This is a genomic window from Thermaurantimonas aggregans, assembly GCF_003851885.1.
GTDB lineage: Bacteria > Bacteroidota > Bacteroidia > Flavobacteriales > Schleiferiaceae > Thermaurantimonas > Thermaurantimonas aggregans.
In genome coordinates, this window is record NZ_BHZE01000006.1 from 40847 (window position 1) to 67042 (window position 26196).

Consider the following 26196-nt stretch of genomic DNA (forward strand, 5'->3'; position numbering starts at 1 on the left):
TGACATTTTTTAATTATTTAAAACTCTTAAAATAATTCTACAAACAAAATCTACCTCCTCAAATTTTAGTTGAGTATATAATGGAAGACATAATATTCTTTTACTTACATCATCACTGACTTTACATTCACTACCATTAAAGATGCTAAAAGAACTAAGTGATGGATAAAAATACCTTCTTGTATAAACCCAGTTAAGCTCTAAGGCTTTAATGACTTTCAAAAGAGTATTCTCGTCTTTAAATATAATTGGAAAATACGCATAATTTGGTGATGAAAATTTATTAAATTGAGGAGTCTGCAAATCATTCTTTGAAAGCCATTTGAAGTATCTCTCTGTCAGGGCTTTTCGCTTTGCAAATATTTTCTCAATGTAATTCAAATTTATTAGCCCCATTGCTGCATGAAACTCGCTGTTTTTGCCATTGATGCCAATTTCAGCGAAATCATCCGGTCCATTGTGCCCAAAATTCCGCATAAATGCCATTTTTTTCAGCAGCTCCGGATCTTGTGTAAATACAGCTCCGCCTTCCACAGTATGAAACAGCTTAGTGGCATGAAAACTCGTGGTAGTTACATCGCCATAATTAAATACAGATTTTCCCTTATACTTAGTACCAAAACAATGAGCTGCATCGTAAATTACCTTTAGGTTGTGCTTTTTTGCAATGGTATCAATGGCATCAATATCACAAGGGTTACCATAAACGTGGGTAGCCAAAATACCGGTTGTTCGCTCAGTAATAGCCCCCTCGATTTTGGTAGGATCAATATTTAAAGTATCAGGATCAATATCAACAAACACCGGTGTACAACCTTCCCAAATTAGGCTACTCACAGTTGCTACATAAGTAAAAGGTGTCGTAATAACTTCTCCTTTTAATCCCAGTGCTTTGATGGCAATTTGCAGGGCAATTGTACCATTAGTGAGATACAAAATATGTGGAACCCCGAGGTATTCTTTAAGCTTTAGCTCAAGTTCATTCACCAGCGGGCCATTATTGGTAAGCCAATTTCGCTCCCATACGCCTTCGAGGTATTTAAAATATTCCTCTTTAGGAGGTAAGAAAGGTTTAGTTACTGGGATCATAGTGCAATTTCCAATTAAGTTTTGGTTTGACGATGCCTTCTTTTTTGCCCATCCAGCCCCATGCTTCTTGGTTAGAGGGTACTAATTCAAAAGAAATCGGGTTATTGACGCCAAAAACGATTGTTCCACGATTACGTACCAGCAGCAGCTTGCTAATAGTAAAAGTACCATGGTGCATTAGAAATGGTGGAATATCACATACTGCTTTAATAATGCCGGCATTAAAGTATTGGGGCTCTATTTCCCTGCCAGTACTGCCTACAAAGACTAGGTTTCCATATTCATCCATCAAATGAAAGGTGATATCGAGATTAGAATCGTCATCGCCGGTGTAGAGAAATTCAAATTCCAACCGTAATCCATGACCTTCTTCCAATGGCCACTTATTACCAGGTAGCGGCATTACTTCGGCTCTTAAAAACCGTGCTTCGTTGTTACCAGGGGCTTCTTGTATATCGTAGCGTAAGCATTTCTGTACATCAGAGTATTCTTTCAAATAAAAGTCAATAGCTTCATCTACCGAACCATAAAAGCTAAGTATCCCATGCTTCAAAACTAATCCACTCTGGCAGAGATTGCGCACCGCCATCATATTATGGCTCACAAACAATACCGTTCTACCCTGCGTCGCCACATCCTCCATCTTTCCCAAACACTTCTTCTGAAACTCTGCATCGCCTACTGCCAGAACTTCGTCGATCACCAAAATTTCAGGTTCTAAATGTGCAGCCACTGCAAAGCCCAGACGCACTTTCATCCCGGAGGAATAAAATTTTACAGGAGTGTCGATGAACTTTTCAATGCCTGCAAAGTCTATGATTTCATCAAGTTTTCGGTCTATTTCTTTTCTGGTCATACCCAGAATGGTACCGTTCATGTAAATGTTCTCACGTCCGGTAAGCTCGGGGTGAAACCCTGTTCCTACTTCAAGCAAGGCGCCGATGCGGCCGCGAATGCGGATGTGACCTGAGGTAGGCTCAGTGACGCGGGACAAAATTTTCAGCAATGTACTCTTTCCAGCGCCGTTGTGGCCAATAATGCCAAGTACCTCGCCTTCGTTTACGGTAAAATTGATGTCTCTCAACGCCCAATGTACAGTTGGGTCGTCTTGATCATTAAACTTCGTAAGTGACCTTAAATTTTTTAAATTCCGTACAGGTGCTGAAAGGATATCAGCAAGTTGTCCAAACAAGGTATCGTGTGATTGTTCCCTCTGCCCTACTCTGTAGGCTTTGGAGAGGTTTTCTACCCGGATAATTTCTTTCATCAGGCTACGTCGGCAAATTTGCGTTCAAACTTGTTGAAATAGGCAGTGCCTCCTACGAATACAGCCATTGATACCAAGGCACCTATGCCAAACTGCATGTACGGAAAAGCTAACGTAGGGATAAAAGCTGCTCTAAATCCCTCAATAACCCCTACCATCGGATTGAGCGCGTAAAGCAACTGATACTGTTCGGGTATTACCGATGATGGATACACAACCGGACAAGCATACATTAGTATCTGTACCACAAATGAAAGTGCGTGTTTTACGTCCCGGTATTGTACCGCGAGAGCAGATAAAAACGATCCGATGCCTAAGGAAAAGAGCAGCATAACCAGAACAACCACTGGTAGCCAGAGCACGTTAAGAGATGGAACTACCTGAAAATATAAGAGAAATCCAATTAATACGGCTAGCCCTATGACAAAGTCAAGCAGTTTAGAAAAGGCAGCAGAAAGTGGAAGTATGATTCTGGGGAAGTACACCTTGGTAATCATGGAGGCGTTCTGAACCACACTATTACTGGCTTCAGTAAGGGTGTTTGAGAAATAATTCCAGATGACCATACCGGAGAAACTAAACAATATATAGGGCATGCCATCTGAGCTCACTTTTACAAGGTTCCCAAAAATGATGGTAAATACGACTGTAGTAAACAGAGGCTGAATGATGGCCCAGCTGACGCCCAGAACCGACTGTGCATACTTTGCTTTTATTCCTCTGATGACCATAAAGTAGAGCAGGTCTTTATAGCGTATTAATTCCCGAACTGATTCAGCAAACCAGTTTTTGCCGGGCTCGATGACGATTTCTTCTTTAAAATTCATGCAGTTACTTTATAAAATTCCACATACCACTCCACAAAATTCTTCAATCCCTGTTCGATAGAAGTGTTAGGGCGAAAGTCCACATATTCTGCCAAATCGTCTACATCAGCATAGGTGGTAAGGACGTCGCCGGGCTGAAGGGGCATAAGTTCAATCTGTGCTTTTTTACCAATGACTTTTTCAAGTGTGTGTACGAAATCCAGCAAATTGACTGGAGAATGATTGCCGATGTTAAAGACCCGATAAGGAGCTTTTGATACTGCCGGACTTATAGGTCGGGATTCATCGCGATAGAAAGGCTTTGTAGCAAGTCGAGCAATGGATTCAACAATATCATCTATATATGTAAAATCCCGCTGCATCTTGCCAAAATTATATACTGATATTGGCTTGCCTTCTAGAATGGCTTTTGTGAATTTAAATGTCGCCATATCAGGTCGTCCCCATGGTCCGTAAACAGTGAAAAAGCGCAAACCTGTAGTTGGAAGATCGTACAAATGGCTGTATGTATGAGCTATCAGTTCGTTTGACTTTTTCGTAGCTGCATATAGTGAAATAGGATGATCAACATTGTCGGAGGTAGAATATGGAACTTTTTCATTAAGCCCATATACGCTGCTGCTTGAAGCATAGATGAAGTGCGAAACCTTCTGCTGTTTTGCTTTTTCGATTATGTTGTAAAATCCAACGATATTTGATTGAATGTATGCTTCAGGGTTTTCAAGGGAATATCGAACACCTACCTGAGCTGCTAGATGAATTACGAGATCGAAAGTGTAAGAGGAAAAAACAGATTCTAATTCCTTTGAATTTGAGATATCACCTACAACGAAATCAAAATTAGAAGTCTTGTAGAATTTGGTATTGTTGTCAAACTGAATTCCTAATTCCCTTAATCGAAACTTTTTGAGGGTCGGATCGTAATACGTGTTTAAATTATCAATTCCAACAATTTTGTATGCGTTTTTGATCAGCTTTTTAATTAAGTGAAAGCCAATAAAACCTGCAGCTCCAGTTACCAGGACAGTTTTCAATTATTTATTTGTTGGATTATTGATAAATTTGAATAAAAAACAACTGTATTTCTCAACCCCATCATCAAATCGTCATCCGGTTCGTACGACCCTTCTTTCTTTGCTCGTGAAATATCGGCCAAGGAAAACAGAATGTCCCCCTTCCGCATGGGACCGTGGATGGCATCTGCCTTAGTACCGGTGATTTCTTTGATCATTTTCCAAAGGGTGTTTAGGTCGGTAGTCTTGCCGCAAGCGACATTCCACACGTAGTGACGGCCTATTTCAAGTTTTCCCAAAAGTGCATTTGTATTGATCTGTACAACGTTGCTGACGGGTGTAAAATCTCTTGTGATGGTTCCGTCGCCATTGATGATAGGGGGAGTATTGGTCAAAGCAGCTTTAATAAAAAGAGGAATTACGGCAGCATACGGGCCATTGGGATCTTGTTTCGGACCAAAGACGTTAAAATAGCGCAACCCTATGAAGGTCATGTCGTAATTTCGAGCATAGGCTTCTGCATAGAGTTCATTGGTCATTTTTGTGGCAGCGTAGGGAGAAAGTACCCGGCCAACGCGCTCTTCTACTTTAGGAGATTCTTCCAGATCGCCATATACAGACGAGGAGGAAGCATACACCACGCGTTTAATGCCATGCCTGCGCGCTGCTTCAATGATGTTGATAAACCCATTGACGTTTACGTCGTGGGAAGTTACCGGATCTTCAATACTGCGGGGGACGCTGCCCAGCGCTGCTTGATGGCAAATGGCATCAACACCTTCTGCGGCCTTGATACAAATTTCCGGATCGCGTATATCGCCTTCAATGAACCGAAATTTGGGATTGGATAAAAATTCTTCAATATTCCTCAAATGCCCTGTTGACAGATTGTCTAGTCCTACTATTCTTTCAACCTTAGGATGATTGATCCAGGATTCGAGGATATTCGAACCGATAAAGCCTGCAACGCCCGTTAGTAAGATCTTCAAGCAAAAACTGTTTTTTGAATATAATTACTATAAAATAAAGATATTTGAATTGCGCTGATCACAGTCTCGCATCTACACACTCCTTAGGCAGAATGGACTTTACGTCGAAGATGACCTGATTGGCCGATTTACAAAGATTCAGCGATTTAAATTCGTTATGGGCTACGGCGAGGATGATGGCTTGATACTGATGTAGCTCGGGCATGTTGCCTTGACCTGTGATAATGTCAATGCCGTATTCATGCTTCACTTCATCGGCATTGGCCCATGGATCATAAATATCTACATTGATATCAAAGCTCAGCAGTTCTTTGTAGATGTCAATCACACGGGTATTGCGGGTATCGGGACAGTTTTCCTTAAAGGTAAATCCAAGGATGAGCACTTTAGAATCAATCACGCGCAGGTCTTTGCGCATCATCAGCTTGATGGTTTCAGTGGCTACGTGCTTGCCCATAGAGTCGTTGAGCCTGCGACCTGCGAGAATGATCTCGGGATGATAGCCGACCTCTTGTGCCTTCTGAGCCAGATAGTAGGGGTCAACGCCGATACAATGGCCCCCTACGAGTCCGGGTTTAAATTTGAGAAAATTCCATTTTGTGCCTGCTGCCTCGAGCACTTCAGTAGTATCGATGCCGAGCAGATTAAAGATTTTGGAAAGTTCGTTTACAAAAGCAATGTTGATATCGCGTTGGCTGTTTTCAATCACCTTAGCCGCTTCGGCTACTTTGATAGATGAAGCCTTGAAGGTACCGGCAGTGATAACCGAGCGATAAAGCTGATCGACGTATTCAGCTACTTCGGGAGTAGAGCCAGAAGTTACTTTGAGGATCTTAGTAACGGTGTGCTCTTTGTCGCCCGGATTGATGCGCTCAGGTGAGTAGCCGCAGTAGAAGTCCTCGTTGAACTTGAGTTTTGAACCTTTTTCGAGGATGGGTACCATCTCCTCCTCAGTAACACCGGGATAAACAGTAGATTCGTAAATGACTACATCTCCTCTTTTTAAAACTTTTGCCACTGTTTCAGATGCTTTAATCATCGGCGTTAGATCCGGGCGATTGTGTTTATCAGTAGGTGTTGGCACCGTAACGATGTAAATATTGCACGACGACAGGTCGCCTATAGCCATTGAAGGATAGAGGCCTACACGACCGTTGTAGAGTTCCATTGGATTTTTGACCAATACGCGTTGAAGGTCTTCATCAGAGACCTCAAGCGTATGATCGCGACCCTTTAGAAGTTCGTCAATGCGGGCAGCATTTATATCGAAGCCTACCACTTTGTATTTAGAAGCAAGTGCCACAGCAAGTGGAAGGCCTACATATCCGAGACCAATGACTCCAATCTTGGATTCACTAAGAGGTTTGAGTTCTGCCATTTTGTTCTTCGTTTTTGTAAATGAGCACAATAGAATCGCCGTGTACGGACTTTAGCGATTCAATGTCCGAAAATACGGATGTGTAAATTTGGCGATTTATGATATTTGTTGCTTTCTGGGTGAGAAACTCCAAATAATCGACGTCAATATTCTGGCCAATAAGAGCTATATCGAGCCGATCAGCATCTACACCTCTAGCAAAAGAGCCTGTGAGATATACTTCAGAAACATTACCCAAACGTTCGATCACCCGTTCAATAACTGTATCAATACCCACATAGGTGCGAATCAATTGATATACTGGTTGGAAGAGCGGATGATTTTTATTGACGGAATACAGCTTTTTGTTGCCTTGGGTTTCCGATACGAGCATTCCAGCCTCTTCCAGCTTATTTAGCTCCAGTCGGATAGCGTTGCTGCTTTCTCCGAATTCAGCTTCCAATCCCCTTAAATACCCTTTTACCTCGGTATTTAAAAAGAATTTTAGAAGCAATTTGATGCGCGTTTTTGATGAAATAAGTGTTTCAAGCATTTAATTGGTGCCGTCGAAGGGTGGCATAGGATGGGTTTGTGAATTTTGTATGCCTTCAGCTTTTAAAACTTTTAAGAAGGTTAGATACAAAATCTTTAAGTCGAACCAGAAACTGCACTTTTCAACATATTCGGCATCTAGTCTAAACTTTTGTGCCCAAGTCAGCGAATTTCGGCCATTGACCTGTGCCCAGCCAGTTATGCCAGGCCGCACCTCATATCTTATTAATTGCCAAGGTTGGTGAAGCGGAATATATCTAAACAATAAAGGTCGCGGCCCCACCAAACTCATATGGCCGAGCAATACGTTGAATAGTTGAGGCAACTCGTCGAGTGAAGAAGCACGCAAAAAGCGACCAAAGGGAGTGATGCGCTTGTAGTCTGGCAGCAACTTTCCAGTGCTGTCGCGCTCGTCGGTCATGGTTTTGAATTTGAATACCTTAAAAGCGCGTTGATCCTTACCAGGCCTTTCTTGTAAGAAGAATACGTTTCCCTTATTCTGGAAAAATAATACGATTGCAATGAGTAAAATTAAAGGCCAGAGAATCAAGAGTGCTGAAAGGGAGATTAGAATATCAAAAAGTCTTTTAAGAAAATCCCTGTAAAATCTCATCAAATTCGCACTGAGCAATCGTAGGCAATGCGCAATAAGCCAGAATTGATTTCTTTAACGACGTAAGTCTTAATATATCTGCCTTTAAATTCTTTGCGGAGGTAGTAATCGATCATAAACCAGACGTCGCGAGTAATTTTTTCGCTGATGATGAGCAGATACATTTCCCTACTGATGTCGATGTCTTCAGGGTCAATACAAAAGACTCGGATCTCTGCATCAAAGTCACAAGGAAGAATGATTCTCTTGATGCGTTCAAAATCATCTTCAAAGAAGCTGGGATGAGGAGCCAACGTAAATCTTTTTAAGGCTCCGCCACGTCAGTCCCATACTCGGGTCTGACATGGCTACTAAGAGATTGAGCAAAATATTTGCTCATCTAATTGCGCAACAAAGCTACTCAAACGGCGATTACTTGCAAATTAATTTGCGCTTAAGTTAGTAAAATCGGGGATTTTTATTACCAAATGCTCTTTTTGTTGAGTAAATCATAATAATTGAGTAGTTATACTACTCCAAAAGGATGTTAAAGGAATGTGATGTATTGTAAAAATTTTGTCGGGAGGAATTTTCCCGAAGATCTCGCTGAAAAGAGCAGAAAAAGATTTGGTTATTCACTCACTCCCTTATCCCCCTCTCTACATCTGACATGCAGATTTAAAGAGGGGGAGCTCAGAAATATTCATTGAAAAGCGCTATAAAAAGTTTTTAGTTTTAGTTAAAGTTAAAGTCATTATTGTTTAGGCACCGACAACTTTAACTTTATACCATTTACCCTTAATACTTTTCATCACATGTTCCTCCTGTATTGTCCGCCTACTTGAAAGAGTGCTTCGGTCATTTGGCCGAGGGAGCAGTATTTGCTGGCTTCCATGAGTACTTCGAAGACGTTTTTGTTCTGAATGGCGGCTTCTTGGATGGATCGCAGCATTTGTCGAGACTTCTCGGGGTTAAAGGCATGGAGCCTGCTTACGGTTTCAATTTGAGCTTGTTTTTCTTCTTCAGTAGCTCGAATTACCTCGGCTGGTATAATGGTAGGCGACCCCTTTGAACTCAAGAAGGTGTTTACTCCAATGATGGGAAGTTCGCCTGTATGCTTTAAAGTTTCGTAATAGAGGGATTCTTCCTGAATCTTCGAGCGCTGATACATGGTCTCCATTGCACCGAGAACGCCACCGCGCTCGGTGATGCGGTCAAACTCCATCATCACGGCTTCTTCAACCAGGTCGGTCAATTCCTCAATGATGAAACTGCCCTGGAGGGGATTTTCGTTTTTGGCGAGTCCGAGCTCTTTGTTGATGATCAATTGAATAGCCACAGCACGACGTACTGATTCTTCTGTTGGAGTCGTAATTGCCTCATCGTAAGCGTTGGTATGCAGCGAGTTGCAATTGTCGTAGATGGCGTAGAGCGCTTGTAAGGTTGTACGAATGTCGTTGAAATCAATTTCTTGAGCGTGGAGCGAACGACCGGAAGTCTGAATGTGATATTTGAGCATCTGAGCACGAGGATTCGCTCCGTACTTGTATTTCATTGCTTTAGCCCAAATTCGACGAGCGGCACGACCAATTACGGCATATTCGGGATCAATGCCGTTAGAGAAGAAAAAGCTGAGGTTTGGACCGAAATCGTTAATGTCCATTCCACGGCTGAGATAGTACTCTACGTAGGTAAATCCATTAGCCAACGTGAAAGCTAGCTGTGTAATCGGATTGGCACCAGCTTCGGCAATATGGTAACCCGAAATGGATACTGAGTAAAAGTTTCTTACTTTGTGGTCGATAAAGTACTGCTGAACGTCGCCCATTAGGCGAAGGGCAAATTCTGTAGAGAAGATACACGTATTTTGGGCCTGGTCTTCTTTAAGAATGTCAGCCTGAACAGTTCCGCGTACGGTACTAAGGGTCTGCGCTTTGATACGCTCGTAGGTTTCGCGATCGAGGATTTGATCGCCGGTAACCCCAAGAAGAAGTAGGCCTAAGCCATCGTTGCCCTCGGGCAGAGGTGCATTGTAACGAGGTCTGGGCAGATTTCGGTCGTCGTAGAGTTCTTTCAGCTTGGCCTCCACCAAGTGCTCCAAACCGTTTTGGCGGATGTAAAGCTCACACTGCTGGTCGATGGCCGTATTCATAAAGAAAGCCAGAATCATGGGTGCAGGCCCGTTAATGGTCATCGATACCGATGTGGTAGGATCAGCCAGGTTGAAGCCTGAGTACAGCTTTTTGGCATCGTCGAGGCAGCAAACCGAAACACCAGAGTTCCCGATTTTTCCGTAAATATCTGGACGGAGGTCTGGATTGCGTCCGTACAAGGTTACGGAGTCAAAGGCGGTAGAAAGACGGGCAGCAGGCATACCCAGGCTGAGGTAATGAAAGCGCTTATTCGTACGCTCCGGTGCTCCTTCGCCGGCAAACATACGGGTAGGGTCTTCGCCGGTGCGCTTAAAGGGGTAAATACCCGCCGTATAGGGGAATTCTCCCGGAAAATTTTCTTGCAACTGCCAGCGCAGCAAATCGCCCCAGGCGCGATAGCGCGGGGTAGCGATTTTCGGAATTTTCAGGTGTGATAGCGATTCCGTGTAGGTTTTTACACGTACTTCCTTATCGCGTACTTTGAAGATGTATTCCTCGTTGTGGTACTGCTGGGCTTTTTCATCAAATTTTTCGATCAATTGCCAGTTGTGCGGATCGAGGTCGAGTTTTACGTTTTCAAATTCTTCGCGCAACTTTTTGAAGAGTCGATCTTTATCTTCAATATCAGTGGAGGAAAGGTGTTCAATGGTTTGATGAATGTTGTAAAGCTTTTGGGCGATGTCGGCTTGTTTTTTAACCCACTGATCGTATTTGCGGTTATTTTCAGTGATTTCAGAAAGGTAGCGCGTGCGATGTGGGGGAATGATATACACCTTTTCCGACATCTCATCGGTGGCGTGGAAGTTTGATCGCAGGTCAGCACCTGTTTTTTCCACGATTTTGTCCATTACTGCTTTGTAGAGTCGGTTCATTCCTGGGTCGTTGAACTGGCTTGCGATGGTGCCAAATACGGGCATCTCATCGGCTGGTCGATCCCAGAGCTGATGGTTGCGCTGGTACTGCTTTTTGACATCGCGAAGAGCGTCGAGGGCGCCACGTTTGTCGAACTTGTTGAGGGCGATTAGGTCAGCAAAGTCGAGCATGTCGATCTTCTCGAGCTGAGTGGCAGCTCCGTATTCGGGCGTCATTACGTAGAGCGACACATCGGAGTAATCGAGTATTTCGGTGTCGCTTTGGCCAATGCCAGAAGTCTCAAGTATAATCAGATCGTAACCGGCAGCTTTCAGTACGGCAATGGCATCACCTACGTAACGGCTCAAAGCCAAATTGCTTTGGCGAGTTGCCAGTGATCGCATGTACACGCGCGGATTGTTGATGGCATTCATGCGAATGCGATCGCCGAGCAGAGCTCCACCGGTTTTGCGTTTCGAAGGGTCTACAGAAATGATTCCAATGGTTTTATCGGGAAAGTCGAGCAAATAGCGACGCACCAATTCATCGACCAACGAGCTTTTACCGGCACCGCCTGTACCGGTAATTCCGAGCACAGGTGTTTTTGATTTTTCTGCGATTTTTTTTACAGCCTCAAGCTCAGCACGACTTTCCTCCGGGAAGTTTTCAGCCGCTGAAATCAACCGAGCAATGGCGCCCCAATTTTCAGGAGCAGTTCCAAGCTTTTTGACTTGACCGTTGAGTGGATATCCCACAGGAAAGTCAGCCTTCATCACTACATCGTTGATCATGCCCTGCAGGCCCATTGCACGGCCATCGTCAGGGTGGTAAATGCGGGTGATGCCGTACTGATGAAGCTCTTCAATTTCGGTAGGCAGTATGGTACCTCCACCTCCTCCAAAGATTTTGATGTGTCCGGCGCCTTTCTGCTTTAGCAAGTCGTACATGTACTTAAAAAATTCCATATGTCCCCCTTGATAGGAGGTGATGGCTATCGCCTGAGCATCCTCTTGTATGGCGCAGTTAACAATTTCTTCTACCGAACGGTCGTGTCCGAGGTGAATTACCTCACAGCCGGTAGCTTGCATGATTCGGCGCATGATGTTGATGGCTGCATCGTGCCCATCGAAAAGAGAGGCAGCTGTGACAATGCGAACTTTGTTTTTTGGGATATATGGAGTGGTGGTCATTGACATAATTTACACCTGTTAACATTATCTTGCTGCAAATGTACTTGTCAATCCAGGTATTTACCACTGCTGCGGTTTTGCCTTCACATACGCTCTCCACGATTCTTTTATTTGCATAACTATCTATTAAAAATATTTTTCAATAGTAAATTACTATCTTTGCAAAAAACTTTTCGCTTTATGACCATCACTCAACTGGAATATGCCATAGCTGTAGATGACCACAGACATTTTGGAAAGGCAGCCGAAGCCTGTAATGTGACACAGCCTACCCTGAGCATGCAACTTCAAAAATTAGAGGAAGATCTCGGAGTGGTGCTCTTTGATCGATCAAAAAAGCCAATCATACCAACCGAAATCGGCAAGCTGGTGCTTGCGCAAGCCCGAAATGTGCTTCGCGAAGCCCATAAAATACAAACCATCATAGCCGATGCCCGCAATCAGCACGATGGTGAGTTCCGTCTGGGAATTATTCCCACCTTAGCACCTTACTTATTGCATCGCTTTATCGGTTCCTTCCGAAAGGCATTCCCTCAGGTGACTCTGGTCGTCGAAGAGCTTCAGACTGATGCAATCGTCGAAAAGCTCAATCGCGACCATCTTGATGCAGCCATACTGGCTACACCTCTCGATTTGCCCAATATCACGGAAGTTCCGCTGTTTTACGAACCATTCATGGCATATGTATCGCCCAGCGATCCCCTGTGGAAGGAAGATTTCATCGTTTCGAGTGAGTTAAACAGCACCAACCTCTTACTTTTGAGCGAAGGGCACTGTTTTAGAAACAGTGTGCTGAAAATCTGTAGTGATTCAGATGCACTGGTGCAAAATCGCCTGATGGTGGAAATTGGAAATTTCGAAACCATCGTCAGACTGGTAGATGAAGGCATGGGCAATACCCTGATCCCGTATCTGATGGCCTTAGAAATGAAAGGCGATGCGCAGAAAAACATAAAGCTGATAGCCGAACCTAGACCCGTACGTGAGATTAGTTTGATTTATTCCAGAAATCAGCTGAAAAACAAAATGATTCAAAAACTGGAAGAAATCGTTAAGTCATCCGTTCCAAAAAAATTACTACAAAAATCAGGAACCGTCATTCCACCGAAATAATGTATTGGTATCAGTATACCTTTGTCTTCGACATTTGAACTGCTTTTTATGCAATACACCGAACTGATCAACGAGCTCCTAAAATACGTACTTCCCTCAGCTTTTATGCTGATTCTCACATACATGCTACTGTCAAACTTCATGGAAAGCGAAGACAGACGCAGGCGTTACTCTCTGCGCAAGGAAAATGCTAAAATTGCCTTGCCTTTGCGCTTTCAGGCCTATGAGCGTTTGGCTCTCTTTTTGGAGCGTATCTCACCCAATCAACTGGTTACCCGCATACCGAGTAAAAATCTTACTGCCCGCCAATACAGACATTTACTGATTAAATCCATTCAATCAGAATACGAATTCAATCTAAGCCAGCAGATGTATATCAGCGAGCAAGCATGGCAATATGTGGTAACTGCAAAATCTGCTATGGTGGGCATAATCAATAAACTGGCTGCTGAAACCTCTGAAGACACTGATGCTCTTGAATTCAGCAAGAAAATCATCAATTACTTTATGGAAATGGAAGCACTTCCTACCAAAAAAGCAATAGCCTATCTCAAACAGGAAATGCAGCAAGAATTTTAAAAGTTTATGACGCTTAAACCCGGAGATGAAGTCAGCTTTCTGGACGAAACCGGTAAAGCCATCGTGGTAAGCATCACCGGAAACACAGCTATTGTGTGCACCGAAGAAGGTTTTGAAATTGAATATCCAATTGATAAACTCGTAGTAAGGCCTGCAAACATTGCCAAAGAAATATTCCGAAAACCCGTTGTACAAAAAGATGCCCAAGTGCGCACTACAGGCGATAGGCAACTACTTAAATCTGATGTGCTCGAAGTGGATTTGCACTTGCACGAAATCGCTGAACACTACGGAGGCTTTACGCGACACGATATGGTTACTTACCAGTTAAACCACGCTCGAAATCAATTTTTTAAAGCCCGAAAAGCAGGCATCAAAAAAATCATTTTCATACACGGTGTAGGCGAAGGCGTGTTAAAACAAGAGCTTCGAAAAATGCTCTCGGCCTTCGATGGCATTACTGTTTACGATGCCGACTACAGCAAATATGGGCTAGGAGCTACAGCTGTTGAGATCTGGAAACGAAGTGAGGATTAATAGCCTGACTGACCACCTCCTTTCCCATTGTCCGGCGTTGAATACTCTACAGAGCGCTTCTGAACGCCTGAACGAATTTTCTATCGCTGGTAAGACCTTTATAATTTTGTTTAAAATAAAAATAATATCGGCAAATAAAAATCGAATATCTTTGTGAACGAAGCACATAATTAATGCTATAATTCTTACAAATGGAATTGGACATCTTTCGGGAGTTTGTCGTTGTTTTAGGTGTATCTACATTATTGATTTTGCTTTTTCAGCGCATAAAAATGCCTTCCATTATCGGTTTTTTAGTAGCTGGTATGCTCATGGGGCCCACGGGCTTCCGACTGATCAGTGAAATTGAACAAATCGAAATTCTCTCTGAAATTGGTCTTGTATTACTGCTCTTTTTAATAGGAATTGAATTTAACCTCAAAACCCTTTCAGCCATAAAATCTACTGTGTTTATCGGTGGAGGGCTTCAGGTACTTTTATCAGTTTTACTTGGTGGATTACTTTCATACATCTACGGTTTCAGTGTCAATGTTTCGCTGCTGATAGGTTTCATGATTTCACTCAGCAGTACTGCAGTTGTCATTAAACTTTTTCAGGCACAGGGACGAATTAATAACCCCGAAGGTCGCAATTCGCTGGCTGTTTTGATTTTTCAGGATTTAGTTGCTGTGCCTATGATGTTGCTCATTCCGGTAATGGCAGGTAGCAGTGGTGGAAATACTATAAAAATACTGGCACTTTTGGTCGTTAAAACCCTTGTGGTACTGGTAATGGTATATCTGGCAGCTCGTTATATTTTTCCTGCCATCATGTATCAGGTAGCCACCACAAAGAGCAAAGAGCTGTTTATCATCGTTATTCTGCTTACCTGTTTTGCGATTGCTTGGCTTACCAATGAAGCAGGTCTATCACTGGCGTTGGGTGCCTTTTTGGCCGGACTGGTCATTTCCGAAAGCGAATACAGCCATCAGGCGGTCGCTAATGTGCTGCCTTTCAGAGAGGTTTTTATGAGCTTTTTCTTCATATCTATTGGTCTTTTAGTCGATTTAAAATTCTTGTTTCAGAACCTCCACTGGATCGTTGTTTTGGCGTTAGCAGTTATCTTTATAAAATTTCTCACGGGTGCCTCTGCCCTGATCATCCATGGAAAATCAACCCGGCTTGCCATTATTACTGGCTTAGCGCTGGCACAAATCGGAGAGTTCTCCTTTGTTTTGGCAAAAACAGCGATTGATCACAAGCTTATTACGGCCGGAATGAATCAGTATTTCTTGGCAGTTTCCATCGTCACAATGCTCATTGCACCCTTTATCATTGGCCGAATTGACACCATTTGTGATCTGTTGGGGCAAACGAATGTGCCTGTAATTCTTTCAAAATTTAACACCATAATCCGTCCGGGTCAGAACGAGGACATAGAAAGTGCCTCTGTAAATGCACTAGAAGATCACCTCGTCATTATCGGCTATGGCATCAACGGAAAAAACGTAAGCCGTGCTGCACGCTATTCGGGCATTCCGCATGTAGTAATAGAGATGGACGGACGCCTTGTGCGCGAGGCCAAAGAAGAAGGCGTACCGGTGCTCTTCGGCGATGCCATTCACCCGGAAATTCTAAACAGCGCCCACGTAGAAAAAGCCCGTGTAGCCGTAATCGCTATCTCTGATCTGGCAGCTACTAAACGAATTATCTCGGCCATCCGCCTGTTAAGTCAATCGATTTACCTGATCGTGCGCACGCGCTATGTGCGCGAAATCGAGGAACTCATTGCTCTGGGAGCAGATGAGGTCATTCCGGAAGAGTTTGAAACGTCCATCGAAATCTTCAGCCGTGTGCTGCACAAATACCTTGTACCGATGCATCAAATTTCAGATGTCATCACCCGAATCCGCAGTACGCATTACGAACTCTTCCGCCCCATCGAAGCGCGTAGTTCGAGCTCAGTGGACCTCAATATACCAGACCTTTCCGTTGCAGCCGTCCAAGTCAGTAAGCTTTCCTCGGGCCTAACTGGCAAGAAGGTTTCTGAAAGCAGACTTCGCCAAGATTACAACCTTAACCTTATTGCCATTCGTCGAGGTACAGAATTCATTCAAGAAATCAAACCTGACGAAAAAATTCAAAAAGACGACGTGCTCTACGTGGTAGGCACGTACGACAACATTGCAGCACTCTATCGTCGCGTGAGCGATACCGGCCCTTGGGGAGTAGATGAATAGCCACGCGGCTTCAAATGTTCTACATTTGCTGCTCCTAATGCTTTTAAACTTATATATGTCCTCAAACAACGCCGACTTTTTAAAAATCGTCCGTGAAAAGTCCGTATCACTCAACGACCAAGAATACCTCGACACCATAAACTATTTAGTAGATGAACAACCTGTATTGGCCTCACTGCTCTTCGACCTTGACGACGAAATCTCCGAAGAGATGCAAGAGTACCTCTATCAGGTCGTTGTAATGCTGGTCAATGGCTTTAAGGAAACGGGCATTCACGTAAAACTCATCTCCGAAGAATCAGTCAAAAACATCATCGCTGAAAAAGACGATCTATACAAATCAGCTGTGGACGATGAAAATCCACAATTCGACAAAGAAAAAATGCTCGCCCTCAGCCACAATCCGGCTGTGCTCGAACTGTTGTATGACAACTTCTTCGACCGTGTGACTGAAAATCCGGAAGATCACAACGTTTACGACCGACTCAACCTGCTCTTTATGCTAGACGTACTCATCTCAGCCATCGAAGAAAACACAGATCTGCAGCAAGAAATATGAGGCCAGAGCCTTTGGCAATTGTGCAACACATGATGCGCCAGGATGCTTTCAGTCAATGGCTGGGTATATCTGTGGACGAAGTACGACCGGGATATTGCAGACTGACCATGATAGTGCGTCGTGAAATGACCAATGGATTTGGCATCGCGCACGGCGGTATCGCTTACTCCTTTGCCGACAGTGCCTTGGCCTTTGCAGCCAATGCCGCCGGCTACGTGGCTAAAACCGTTCACCTGAGCTGTGAGTACATTCGCCCGGCAAACGCAAACGACCTACTGCAAGCTGAAGCAGTGGAAAAAGAGCGCACACATCGCTTTAGTTACATGGAAATAATCATTACGCGTAATACTGAAAAGGTGGCTGTGCTACACGGTATGGCTTATCTGAGCGATAAGGTGTGGTCTATCCCACCCACTTCTTCAGAAGCTCAATAAATTCTGACCTCGAGATTTCCTCAGCGCCCATCGAACGCAGATGTGACGTACTCATTTGGCAATCGATTAACTGAATTTCGCCTGTAGACGCCCAGTGCCTGCATGCCGAAATCAAGGCAAATTTGGATGCATTCGCCTCAAGGCTAAACATGGATTCGCCGAAAAACACCTGTCCGAGCCACACCCCGTAAAATCCACCTACCAACCTTCCATCGAGCCATGTTTCAAACGAATGCGCTATACCCATGCGGTGCAGTCGTATATAGGCACGCATGATGTCGCGACCTATCCAAGTGCCCTCCTGTCCAGGTCTCTTCACCAGCGCACATTGTGAAATTACCTTCTCAAAAGCTTGATTCTGCGTACGTTGAAAATGACCCTTATGAAATACCGCTCTCATGCTATGACTCACATGCACCTTTTCGGGAAACAACACCATCCTTGGGTCGGGCGACCACCATTGAATGGTCGTACCTGGCTCATACCAAGGGAAGTAGCCATGTCGATACGCATCAATTAAGACCACTGGTGACAATTCGCCACCCACAAAAACCGGATAATCGCCCGGATGCTCTTGCTTAGGATACGGAAAGATGGATGTTGCTTCCGAATTTTGACCCGACATACAAAAACAATCTGTGAGAAGAGGCAAAATAAACATCCGCAGAAGCGACTTCTATGAAATGGTGTGGGACGTCGTGCGACTTATTCCCCCCGGCCGCGTTACGACCTACGGCCACATTGCCGAGTATCTCGGCGCGAAAGGATCTGCCCGACTGGTAGGCTATGCCATGAATGCGTCGCACAGCCAGCCCGATGTTCCCGCCCACCGCGTGGTAAACCGCAAAGGATTGCTCACCGGCAAGCACCACTTCGGCCATCCCGAGCGCATGCAGCAACTCTTGGAAGCCGAAGGCCTCATCGTGCAAAACGATCAAATTGTTGATTTTGAAAAGCACCTGTGGGTGCCTTCCAGAGAGTTGAGGTAGATACTCATTTTTATTGGAAGTGAAATAAAAAAATTTGCATATTCAGATCAAATCTTTAAAGAGAAGTCAGAGAATTTTTTTGATTGCTAAAGCCAAAAATTAAGAGATGAAAAAATGATTTACGATAGCCTATCTTATATTCTCGCAAAAAGATTATAAAACACTTACTTTAAGAATTTCATTTCAATTGTCAGGTTGAACTATTTAAGAGATGACAGACAGTTTTTTCCAATTCGTCAGATTTGACCTTTTTTCAATACTTTTTTTTAAATTTTTGGATACTTTATAATTTCTTCATAAGCATTGATTATTAACGACATTTTATATGGAAAGATGTATTTTTTTCAAAGAGTCTATAGTGTTACAGCCAAGGTAATTATGTGCAGTTCTAAATTACGTTTTACCGCTTGCCGCAGTGGGGGATTTTGTACCCGTCCAAACCGAAGAGTCTGGAGCACTTCACTGTCAACTTGCTGAAAAGTTTGATAGGAGCTCTCAGCTTCAATTTTGCACACCACCGCCACTTTTGCAAAACCCGTGTGCCTGATGCACAACATTAACTGTTTCAAACACACATAAAATTTTGAAGTGGAAAATAATTGATTTTAAGGCTGTAAACAATTGAATGTACTTATATTAAGTTGGTTGAATATGATGTTTTGCTTACTTTTATGGTGTGCAAGGAAGAAAAAATTTCACTCAAATAATGTTTTGCCAGGTTAGTCTGGCTGAGAACTGGTAAAATAATGCTACGACCTCAAAAAGCTGATGAGATGGAATCGTAAAAGGGTGAAAGTTGCCGTAAAAGCCCTATCCAAAGACACACAAACAAGCCAAAATCTACTACGCGTGAAAAATATCTTTTTTCAAAGCGTAAAAGAAGCCTTTAAAGCGTACTTTTTCAGAGCAATCATTTTAGCATAAGAAATGTGAACTACTCCTCAAAGGCCTAAAAATTGGTCACTTTTTAGTGAAGATTGAAGTGATTTGAAAAAATTAGGTAGTTGTTCAACGGTTACCGATGTTATGGGCTGGCATTTTTATTTTTTTAATTTGTCAACGGTCTGTTTGACAGCAGTTTTGTTGTCAGTAGGGTTATAGTTGAATTTTCTGATAAATTTGTTACTGTCAAAGTAATAATCGCGGTCATATTGGTAACGCATTTCGTACATTTCTTTCAATATTGGCACAAAAAGTCCCAGTGCTTTCATTCCCCAACCGGGTAAAACTTGGTATTGGTTGCTTTTATTCATTTCTTGTGCAAAGAGGTTTATCCATTGTTCACCGGTAATTTTTTGAGGGTCTGTAGGCAAGTTCCAAATTTGATTATAGGCATCAGGCGTGTTGCCAAGCATAGCCGTTCCTTTAGCTAAATCAGGGGCATATCCCGTTGTGTGAACAACCTTCGCATTGCAAAACCATTGAGCTTTTTTTCCTTTGGCTAGATTGTCATAAATTAGGTTCATCAAAAGACTTCTGTCTTTGAACTCGCTAAAAAAATCGGGGGCACGGGCGATAATTGCATTTATTTTATTTTTTTCAATTGCTGAAAGAATAAGTTTGTCTACTTCGGCTCTTACTTCTCCTTTTTTACTTGTCGGACTGATGGGTGAATCTTCGGTAATATGATTTACATTGTCGCCACCAATTGCATAAACATTGTCAAAGAAAACAAGTTTGCAATTGTGCTTTTGACATGCGTCAATGACATTTTTAACTAATGGAACCCATAATTTTTGCCACAACTTTGTATTATAGTCAATTCCAACTGTAAGATACACTATTTCACTGCCTTCAATAGCTTTTTCTACCTGTTCTTTTACAGAAAGGTCGGCACTAAATAGTTCATCTGACGGATTAATCTTTTTCGGATTTCTACTTACAAGCCTGATTTCGTTGGTGTAAGCGGGTAATGATTTTGCCAGTTCAGTTCCGATGGCACCGCCCGCCCCTAAAATGGTCTGTTTCATATATTTTGTTTTTTAGTCTTTATGCTTGTACAATAACGTTTTGCGGCTTGGCGTTAGGGCGGGCTTTTTAGCACTACACTCGATACGAAGAACCGCACTTCAATTATACACAAAATTATAAATAGAAGCACGTCACCCCGCCTGACGCAAAACCTGTGTTACCGGTTCAAGCTTCTGTCGTCCGTGTTAAATTACCTCTGTCCAATTAAGGTCTGCAATAAACCGACTGATGCTTGTCCGACGTTGGTTATGCGTTAAAAAAAATAATAATGAAGGGCGGAAGAAAAATAATTTGAATTTTTTCTACGGTCGGGAAAAAAACACACTTTTTTGCAAGCTTTGGTCGGCGAGTAGGATTGTGCAGCTTTCAGATGTGTGCTTTTGTGTGTCGGCTTTTAGATTTCATCACCTTGTTTTAAATAATAACCAAATTGATTCAAACTTTCTTTTTTCCGATAGTATTCTGCATCTTGAAGTTTTACTTGGTTCAATTTCTTTATCTTAATCATAAGGCTATTGTCCTTCTGTTTCATCACCTGAACGCCTTTTGTCGTTCTACTGTCAACTGGTTTAATCATACTTGTATTGAATAACACTACTTTGTTAATGCTGCTTAGTGCTACTAAGTCAATATCGTTCTCTATATGCTCAATAAATACCAATTTTGATTCATCATTATAAGCATTTTTAAGTTTCTTTCGATTGTGTTCGGTTTGAAAAGCTGTCATTGAAATTTTACCAGCCTTTCCATTTTGAAATGCTACAATCAAATGTCCTGAATAATTTTTTGTTCCAGTAAAGTATATTGGCTTTTCTCCTTCTTCAAATTCAATTTGTGAAATTACTTGCGGAAGACTTTTAAATCCTCTATTTGAAATCTTGTAAACACTATACTTCGTGATAAAAACTAAAATTTCAGGAAACGAAAACAAGTCGGACGCTGTTTTTATTTTAGCGGGTTGCACTACATCATTCGTAAAAGACGATAAAGTTTGTGTTTCATCATCAAATAAATCTAGTTGTGTAACTTTATTTGGGAGAACAACCGTTTCCGTTTGTGTTACGGGTTCAACTTTCTCAGTAATTTTAATAACTGTTTCCTATTGTTCATTAAATTGATATTTTTTTCTTATTGAAGGTTCTTCATTTTGAAAATCATTTGCACCAAGAAGTTTCCAAAGTGGTTCTAATGCTTTCTTACGATTGGAATAATATTCTCCGCCTCTAACTCTGAAAAACTGCCAGCCGCATCTTTCCAAAACTCTCTGTCTCATTAAATCATTTGTGAACTGCTCTGCACCATGATATTTATCTCCGTCACATTCTATTGCTATTTTTTTTCCGTTTGATAAGAGTACAACTAAATCAATCCTGTATCTTCCCTTTGCAACTTCATATTGAGGAATCACTCTGTAATTATTTGCAACAATATCGTTATAAACATCAACTTCAAACCAACTTTCAAATGGTTCGGGTTGCGTTCCCAATGTTCTTTTAATGATTTTTTGCGGTGGGATTGGTTGCGGCTTGTAATTAAGGAAATAGTCAAGCAACTTGTAACGTAAATCATTTGTATTGCTCAAATCTTCTAATAAAACTGAATGGAACAGCCAAACTTGTTCTTTTGCTCTGCTGACCGCAACATTAAATCTTCTTTCATCTTCGGGTTTTATCAATACTGCCCTGTTGTGTTTATTTGCGGTTACTAAACTTAAAAACATGATGTCTCTTTCATCACCTTGAAAACTTGCAGAATTTCCGCAAACTATGCCACGATTCTTAAATTCAACTTCCCCGATTTTCTTAATAATCAAATTTTCAATTATGGTTGCTTGTTTGTTGCCTTGTAAAACAATAACTCCAAAAGATTTTCTTTTATAGTTATCATCCTTAATGAGTTCAGCAATTTTATTTGCAATTGCCTCTGCTTCAACTTTGTTTGTTATATTCTGATATGTTCCTTCAACATAGCCACCCTGACAATACACTGCTTTAAGTGGTTCTAATCTGTTTTCAGAATATTGTTTCATTGGATAAAGACTTATTCCTTCTGGTTCATAAAAATGTTTATTGCAGAACTCAATTATTTCAGGCATACATCTGAAATGCTCACGTAATACTATCATTCCATTACAAAACCTTTTAGCATGATCAAAGAAGCTAAATTCTGTTCCGTAGTAATTTGCAAAAGGAATATTTTGTAAGTGCCTTTTAATATGCGGTGTCATCGTATTTGCATCCACACCCACATATTCGGGAGAAGTTTGTTTGTCATCTCCAACAATGATTATATTCTTTGAAATATAAAGAAGGAATATAGCATCTGCACCAAGTTGACTCGCCTCATCAATAATTACATAGTCATACATTCCCTGCTCAGGATTAATTGTTTCAGCAACTTTGTAAAGTGGCATAATCCAACATGGAACAGAATCTTTGCACTTCTCCATTTGATGCTGTGCCTCCTTCCGAAATTTTAACGCCCTTTTTCCTGTTCCTGTTTTTCCAATTTTCTTTATTGCTTGCACCCAAGCTTGTAAATGCTGGCGTAAAAGGAAGTTCTTGTTAAGCCTGTCTAATACACTTAACCAAGCTTTCTTTGAAGCGATTGTTGAAATTAATTTTTCTTCCTCCCTCTCAAGGTTTAATAACTCTACAGATAGAATTGATTCATAATCTTCATCTAACAATTTTTTAATTTCAGCATGAGCATGTTTAAAATAAATGGCATTTTCAAGTTGTCCGATATTTGCAAAATCAAATGAGTTTTCTAAAATCTCTCTTACAAGAATCGGAAAATGTCTGAATAGGTTTTTTTGAAGATTCTTATAGCTCATGTATTTTTCTTTCTCTAAGTTTAATGTATCAATTTGAGCAAGATGCTGTTCGTATTTTTCTATGTCAATATTTGCAACTGTTTCAATTATTGAAGAAGCAATAGGATGCATGTTCTGAATTGAAAGGTAACTATTTGCTTCATTAATTTTGGACTTAAATGCTCTTGCTTGTGCAAACAGATAATTGCGGTCTATTTCTTCAATTAATGTCTGAATATTTGAAACTTCGTAACCTTGAATTCTTACTGAGGAAATTGATTCTATCTGCGATTTAATTTTATTTACCTCCGAAAGTAAATTTATTAAACCTTCTGTGTCTTCTTTGAGCTTCCTATAAAACCTTGCTTTGTCTGAATAGAATTTGTAATTTGCGCTTGGTTCTATTTCCCAAATGGTTTTAAGTTCTTCAAAGTCCTGTTTAATTTTTATGTCAGCTAATACAGTTTTAAATTCTTGTTCCGTATCGCAATCACTACCATTAACTTGAACACCTTGAATAAAATATTTTCTTTGCTTCACATTTGCAGGAGCAAGGGGATTATTGAAAACAGATAGTAATCCTCTCAATTTTTTCCCTTCACTTATTAACTTTAGAAGAAATTCTGCATCGCTCTTTAGCTGAATTAAACTTTTATCACTCGGATATTTTATTTCAACACTTCTGTCAAATTCTTTTAGTTTATCGTCTGGTAGTTCTGTTAATGTGTTTACTGTTCGTGAGAGTTTGTCTTTCCAAATGAAAAGATTATTACCATAATCACTTATTAGTTTAGCCTTGAAAGGAAAATTATTGTTTTCAATTTTTGTAAACAGTTCATGAAGTGACTTTAATAGCTTTTTTAATTCAGGATAGTCTGTGCAAGTAATAGAGATGTGTTCGTCTTTGGAAGAATATTTTTCCAACTCATTTTTAATTTTACGATACTCTTTAAGTTCTGAAAGCGAAATAAGTTTTTCTTTTTGAGGAATTGTGTAATTAAAAACGTTGCGATCACTACTTTGGTAGTAACGTGTAAGAGAATAATAATTATCAATGTCTGCTAGCAAATCAAGTTTGCTTAAATCAGTAATATCATCTTTAAACCAAGTGAAAGCGCTTAGATCTTTTTCAATTCTTACAGCAATTTCTAAGAGTGTTCCCTCATAAATACGATTAATATTTTGTCGTCTTGTCGTTTTCTCCTTTACTTTCAGCCACTCATTTTTTGTTTTTGCTTTCTGTTCTTTAATCCGAGACAATTCCTTTTGCTTTTCTTCTATCTCCTTCTTGTAATTGTCAAGATTTGTAATTTTTGAAAGTTGATCAATGATTGCATTCACACTTGCCTCAAGGTCTTGAATAGAAGAAGAATCCCCACTCAAAAGATTTACAGTTAAGTTTTGAAAATCTTTTGGTAATTGGTTTTTCAAAACTTCCAAGGCTCTTTTCGTGTAAGCAGTGACTAAAACTTTTTTGCCGTTTGCCAAAAGGTGGCAAATCAAATTTGCAATGGTGTGGGATTTTCCTGTTCCTGGTGGTCCTTGAACCAACACTTTATTATTTCGTCTTGCTTTTTCTATGATTTCAATTTGCTCATCATTGTACTTCTTCGGGAAGTAAATTGTTTCATCTTTCAATGAACCAAAATCTGAACTTTCATTTTCAGAATCAATTGTAAGCTCTTCAGGATTTTGATAATAACCGATAATGTCATTTATTGAAGGAATATCTATTGAATCGTTTGCTGTGCTTATGTTCTCTATTATTTTTTCATAGAGTGCTGTAAAACTTCTTGTGTTTCTTTTCCTCAATAGCAAAGCAGGTGCAAAATAAACTGTAGGTTTTTTTGCAACTTCTTTTGACTTGGCTAAATCATCTTTTGATTGTCCGTCTGTTCTTATTCTGTCAGCGAAAATTTGAATTGCTTCCTTAATCTGATTGTCAAACGGATTATCTGTAATATTTTTTTCTTTTAGAAATTCAGCAACTTTCTTCTCTGCATCAATAATAACTTCTGAATCAAACTGTTTATCCAAATCAAGTATTGCATCCGTTTCAATTTGTATTTCGTTCTCAACGCTTGGAGAAACCTTTACAAAAGATTCCTTCGCTGAAAATTCAAAAGTAATTTCTGCTTTTGATGTGAGAATGTGTCGACAAATCAATGGGCTATTTGCATCCTCTTGAAAATGCAAAAGTCCAACCCCAACGATTAATTCATACTCTTCTCCGAACCGCTGGGCTTTGTTGTAAATGCTGAAAAGATGTTTATAGGTCTTGCTCTGTTTTTCATACTCCGCAAGTTTTACTTTATATGTTTCAAGTTGTTTTTTATAAAGTTCCAAATCATCAATCCATTTGTTGTTGAGGTAAGATTGAAACTCTGCTTCAATTTCTGGCTTATCTGCTAAAGAGATTGTTTTGCCATTTTTTATTATAGAATTCCTCAAAATCGGTGTTCCGTTTTCGTCAGTCAAACTTTCTTTTACAATCCATTCAGAAAGTGTTTCACTTAGTTTGGGAAATGTTGGCGGTATTGGTTCGTCTTTCGGTTTTGTAATCTTTAACCAGTAGTCAGCATCTTGATTGTAATTTGGAAAAGTGATACAATCAAAAATTTCGTATTGCGGAATGTCCGCAAACCAAATCTTGTCAGGATATTGGGTTTCGGAGCTCTCAATGTCTCTTACAGGATTACTTCTAAGTTTTGAAAACTCAATTAGGTAATTAAATAAATGTAAGTATTTTTCTTTTTTCATCTCTGCCAAAATCCAAAGTTAGAATTATGTGTATACAATGCTGCATTTGAAGCGTGGGCAAAAAGCGGCTCTTTTGGGATGGTCATTGGGTCGGCTTTGAGCGTGGCGGCAACCCTAAATGTGTCGCTTGTGCGTTTGCCGTAGAAATTCAATTTTTCATTGTTCGGTGGAGGTGTTTTAATTTTTTTATTGCATAGGCTTGAGTGTCGGTCTGTCTGTCTTAACTGTCCCGAAGTTATATTGTCTGTATGTTGTTGTTCACTCGTCAAGGTTTGTTGTTTTAAAGTTTATTGTCTGCCTATCTATTTAATGGTTGCACTGTCAAATTAGCATGACCGC

General features: G+C 41.0%; 21 protein-coding genes. 7 read left to right on the forward strand and 14 right to left on the reverse strand.

Annotation, left to right across the window (positions count from 1 at the left end):
- Positions 1-9 precede the first annotated feature (9 nt).
- The 10 genes from EIP89_RS04230 to EIP89_RS04275 form a co-directional block, all read right to left on the reverse strand.
- Complete coding sequence (locus EIP89_RS04230) at positions 10-1089, reverse strand: DegT/DnrJ/EryC1/StrS family aminotransferase (RefSeq protein WP_124397417.1); 1080 nt, start codon at positions 1087-1089, stop codon at positions 10-12.
- Entirely contained in the window at positions 1073-2356 is a 1284-nt protein-coding gene (locus EIP89_RS04235) for an ABC transporter ATP-binding protein (protein WP_170157618.1), read from the reverse strand. Before EIP89_RS04235 ends, EIP89_RS04230 begins: the two co-directional genes overlap by 17 nt.
- Positions 2356-3183, reverse strand: a complete 828-nt coding sequence (locus tag EIP89_RS04240; protein ID WP_124397419.1) for an ABC transporter permease — start codon at positions 3181-3183, stop codon at positions 2356-2358. The genes EIP89_RS04235 and EIP89_RS04240 overlap by 1 nt, the downstream gene beginning before the upstream one ends.
- Positions 3180-4217, reverse strand: coding sequence for an NAD-dependent epimerase/dehydratase family protein (locus EIP89_RS04245; RefSeq protein ID WP_124397420.1), 1038 nt, complete (start codon positions 4215-4217; stop codon positions 3180-3182). Before EIP89_RS04245 ends, EIP89_RS04240 begins: the two co-directional genes overlap by 4 nt.
- Complete coding sequence (locus EIP89_RS04250; protein WP_124397421.1) at positions 4214-5185, reverse strand: NAD-dependent epimerase/dehydratase family protein; 972 nt, start codon at positions 5183-5185, stop codon at positions 4214-4216. The genes EIP89_RS04245 and EIP89_RS04250 overlap by 4 nt, the downstream gene beginning before the upstream one ends.
- A 58-nt stretch (positions 5186-5243) precedes the next feature.
- Positions 5244-6563 (reverse strand): nucleotide sugar dehydrogenase, encoded by a 1320-nt coding sequence (locus EIP89_RS04255; protein ID WP_124397422.1) that lies wholly within the window; start codon positions 6561-6563, stop codon positions 5244-5246.
- Positions 6541-7095 carry a helix-turn-helix domain-containing protein gene (locus tag EIP89_RS04260; RefSeq protein ID WP_124397423.1) on the reverse strand — a complete coding sequence of 185 codons (555 nt, stop codon included), beginning with the start codon at positions 7093-7095 and terminating at the stop codon, positions 6541-6543. Before EIP89_RS04260 ends, EIP89_RS04255 begins: the two co-directional genes overlap by 23 nt.
- Complete coding sequence (locus EIP89_RS04265) at positions 7096-7707, reverse strand: sugar transferase (protein ID WP_124397424.1); 612 nt, start codon at positions 7705-7707, stop codon at positions 7096-7098.
- A complete protein-coding gene (locus tag EIP89_RS04270) occupies positions 7707-8000 on the reverse strand; it encodes a hypothetical protein (RefSeq protein WP_124397425.1) in 294 nt (97 codons plus the stop codon). Before EIP89_RS04270 ends, EIP89_RS04265 begins: the two co-directional genes overlap by 1 nt.
- 497 nt (positions 8001-8497) lie before the next feature.
- Positions 8498-11881, reverse strand: coding sequence for a methylmalonyl-CoA mutase family protein (locus tag EIP89_RS04275; protein WP_218019324.1), 3384 nt, complete (start codon positions 11879-11881; stop codon positions 8498-8500).
- A gap of 180 nt (positions 11882-12061) precedes the next feature.
- Between EIP89_RS04275 and EIP89_RS04280 the strand changes: the two genes are divergently transcribed.
- The 6 genes from EIP89_RS04280 to EIP89_RS04305 all read left to right on the forward strand — a co-directional run bounded on the left by EIP89_RS04280 (position 12062) and on the right by EIP89_RS04305 (position 17322).
- Positions 12062-12994 (forward strand): LysR family transcriptional regulator, encoded by a 933-nt coding sequence (locus EIP89_RS04280; RefSeq protein ID WP_124397427.1) that lies wholly within the window; start codon positions 12062-12064, stop codon positions 12992-12994.
- Positions 12995-13042: 48 nt separating this feature from the next.
- Positions 13043-13573 carry a DUF7935 family protein gene (locus EIP89_RS04285; RefSeq protein WP_124397428.1) on the forward strand — a complete coding sequence of 177 codons (531 nt, stop codon included), beginning with the start codon at positions 13043-13045 and terminating at the stop codon, positions 13571-13573.
- Between the two features lie 6 nt (positions 13574-13579).
- Positions 13580-14110, forward strand: coding sequence for a DUF8465 domain-containing protein (locus EIP89_RS04290; RefSeq protein ID WP_124397429.1), 531 nt, complete (start codon positions 13580-13582; stop codon positions 14108-14110).
- A gap of 191 nt (positions 14111-14301) precedes the next feature.
- Positions 14302-16329: a monovalent cation:proton antiporter family protein gene (locus EIP89_RS04295; protein WP_124397430.1), complete on the forward strand. Its 2028-nt coding sequence runs from the start codon at positions 14302-14304 to the stop codon at positions 16327-16329.
- Positions 16330-16384: 55 nt separating this feature from the next.
- Positions 16385-16888, forward strand: a complete 504-nt coding sequence (locus EIP89_RS04300; protein WP_124397431.1) for a hypothetical protein — start codon at positions 16385-16387, stop codon at positions 16886-16888.
- 29 nt (positions 16889-16917) lie between these two features.
- Positions 16918-17322, forward strand: a complete 405-nt coding sequence (locus EIP89_RS04305) for a PaaI family thioesterase (protein WP_245966097.1) — start codon at positions 16918-16920, stop codon at positions 17320-17322.
- Here the strand turns inward: EIP89_RS04305 and aat are convergent.
- Positions 17291-17947: a leucyl/phenylalanyl-tRNA--protein transferase gene (aat, locus tag EIP89_RS04310; RefSeq protein WP_160160516.1), complete on the reverse strand. Its 657-nt coding sequence runs from the start codon at positions 17945-17947 to the stop codon at positions 17291-17293. The genes EIP89_RS04305 and aat overlap by 32 nt on opposite strands.
- A gap of 58 nt (positions 17948-18005) precedes the next feature.
- On the opposite strand from aat, the gene EIP89_RS04315 reads away from it, so the two are divergent.
- Positions 18006-18311: an MGMT family protein gene (locus EIP89_RS04315; protein ID WP_124397434.1), complete on the forward strand. Its 306-nt coding sequence runs from the start codon at positions 18006-18008 to the stop codon at positions 18309-18311.
- Positions 18312-19351: 1040 nt separating this feature from the next.
- On the opposite strand, the gene EIP89_RS04320 is transcribed toward EIP89_RS04315, so the two are convergent.
- The 3 genes from EIP89_RS04320 to EIP89_RS04330 form a co-directional block, all read right to left on the reverse strand.
- Positions 19352-20281 carry an NAD-dependent epimerase/dehydratase family protein gene (locus tag EIP89_RS04320; RefSeq protein ID WP_124397435.1) on the reverse strand — a complete coding sequence of 310 codons (930 nt, stop codon included), beginning with the start codon at positions 20279-20281 and terminating at the stop codon, positions 19352-19354.
- A 395-nt stretch (positions 20282-20676) separates the two neighbouring features.
- Positions 20677-21213, reverse strand: a complete 537-nt coding sequence (locus EIP89_RS04325) for a hypothetical protein (protein WP_124397436.1) — start codon at positions 21211-21213, stop codon at positions 20677-20679.
- 168 nt (positions 21214-21381) lie between these two features.
- Complete coding sequence (locus EIP89_RS04330; protein ID WP_124397437.1) at positions 21382-25857, reverse strand: PDDEXK-like endonuclease domain-containing protein; 4476 nt, start codon at positions 25855-25857, stop codon at positions 21382-21384.
- Positions 25858-26196 lie beyond the last annotated feature (339 nt).

What these genes read in the sequence shown, in the direction of transcription:
- EIP89_RS04255 (WP_124397422.1), bottom strand. Translation starts at nt 6,563, where the DNA reads ATGGCAGAACTCAAACCTCTTAGTGAATCCAAGATTGGAGTCATTGGT.
- EIP89_RS04280 (WP_124397427.1), top strand. Translation starts at nt 12,062, where the DNA reads ATGACCATCACTCAACTGGAATATGCCATAGCTGTAGATGACCACAGA.
- EIP89_RS04265 (WP_124397424.1), bottom strand. Translation starts at nt 7,707, where the DNA reads ATGAGATTTTACAGGGATTTTCTTAAAAGACTTTTTGATATTCTAATC.
- EIP89_RS04295 (WP_124397430.1), top strand. Translation starts at nt 14,302, where the DNA reads ATGGAATTGGACATCTTTCGGGAGTTTGTCGTTGTTTTAGGTGTATCT.
- EIP89_RS04230 (WP_124397417.1), bottom strand. Translation starts at nt 1,089, where the DNA reads ATGATCCCAGTAACTAAACCTTTCTTACCTCCTAAAGAGGAATATTTT.
- EIP89_RS04300 (WP_124397431.1), top strand. Translation starts at nt 16,385, where the DNA reads ATGTCCTCAAACAACGCCGACTTTTTAAAAATCGTCCGTGAAAAGTCC.
- EIP89_RS04240 (WP_124397419.1), bottom strand. Translation starts at nt 3,183, where the DNA reads ATGAATTTTAAAGAAGAAATCGTCATCGAGCCCGGCAAAAACTGGTTT.
- EIP89_RS04275 (WP_218019324.1), bottom strand. Translation starts at nt 11,881, where the DNA reads ATGACCACCACTCCATATATCCCAAAAAACAAAGTTCGCATTGTCACA.
- EIP89_RS04320 (WP_124397435.1), bottom strand. Translation starts at nt 20,281, where the DNA reads ATGAAACAGACCATTTTAGGGGCGGGCGGTGCCATCGGAACTGAACTG.
- EIP89_RS04330 (WP_124397437.1), bottom strand. Translation starts at nt 25,857, where the DNA reads ATGAAAAAAGAAAAATACTTACATTTATTTAATTACCTAATTGAGTTT.
- EIP89_RS04305 (WP_245966097.1), top strand. Translation starts at nt 16,918, where the DNA reads ATGATGCGCCAGGATGCTTTCAGTCAATGGCTGGGTATATCTGTGGAC.
- EIP89_RS04235 (WP_170157618.1), bottom strand. Translation starts at nt 2,356, where the DNA reads ATGAAAGAAATTATCCGGGTAGAAAACCTCTCCAAAGCCTACAGAGTA.
- aat (WP_160160516.1), bottom strand. Translation starts at nt 17,947, where the DNA reads ATGTCGGGTCAAAATTCGGAAGCAACATCCATCTTTCCGTATCCTAAG.
- EIP89_RS04315 (WP_124397434.1), top strand. Translation starts at nt 18,006, where the DNA reads ATGGTGTGGGACGTCGTGCGACTTATTCCCCCCGGCCGCGTTACGACC.
- EIP89_RS04290 (WP_124397429.1), top strand. Translation starts at nt 13,580, where the DNA reads ATGACGCTTAAACCCGGAGATGAAGTCAGCTTTCTGGACGAAACCGGT.
- EIP89_RS04260 (WP_124397423.1), bottom strand. Translation starts at nt 7,095, where the DNA reads ATGCTTGAAACACTTATTTCATCAAAAACGCGCATCAAATTGCTTCTA.
- EIP89_RS04285 (WP_124397428.1), top strand. Translation starts at nt 13,043, where the DNA reads ATGCAATACACCGAACTGATCAACGAGCTCCTAAAATACGTACTTCCC.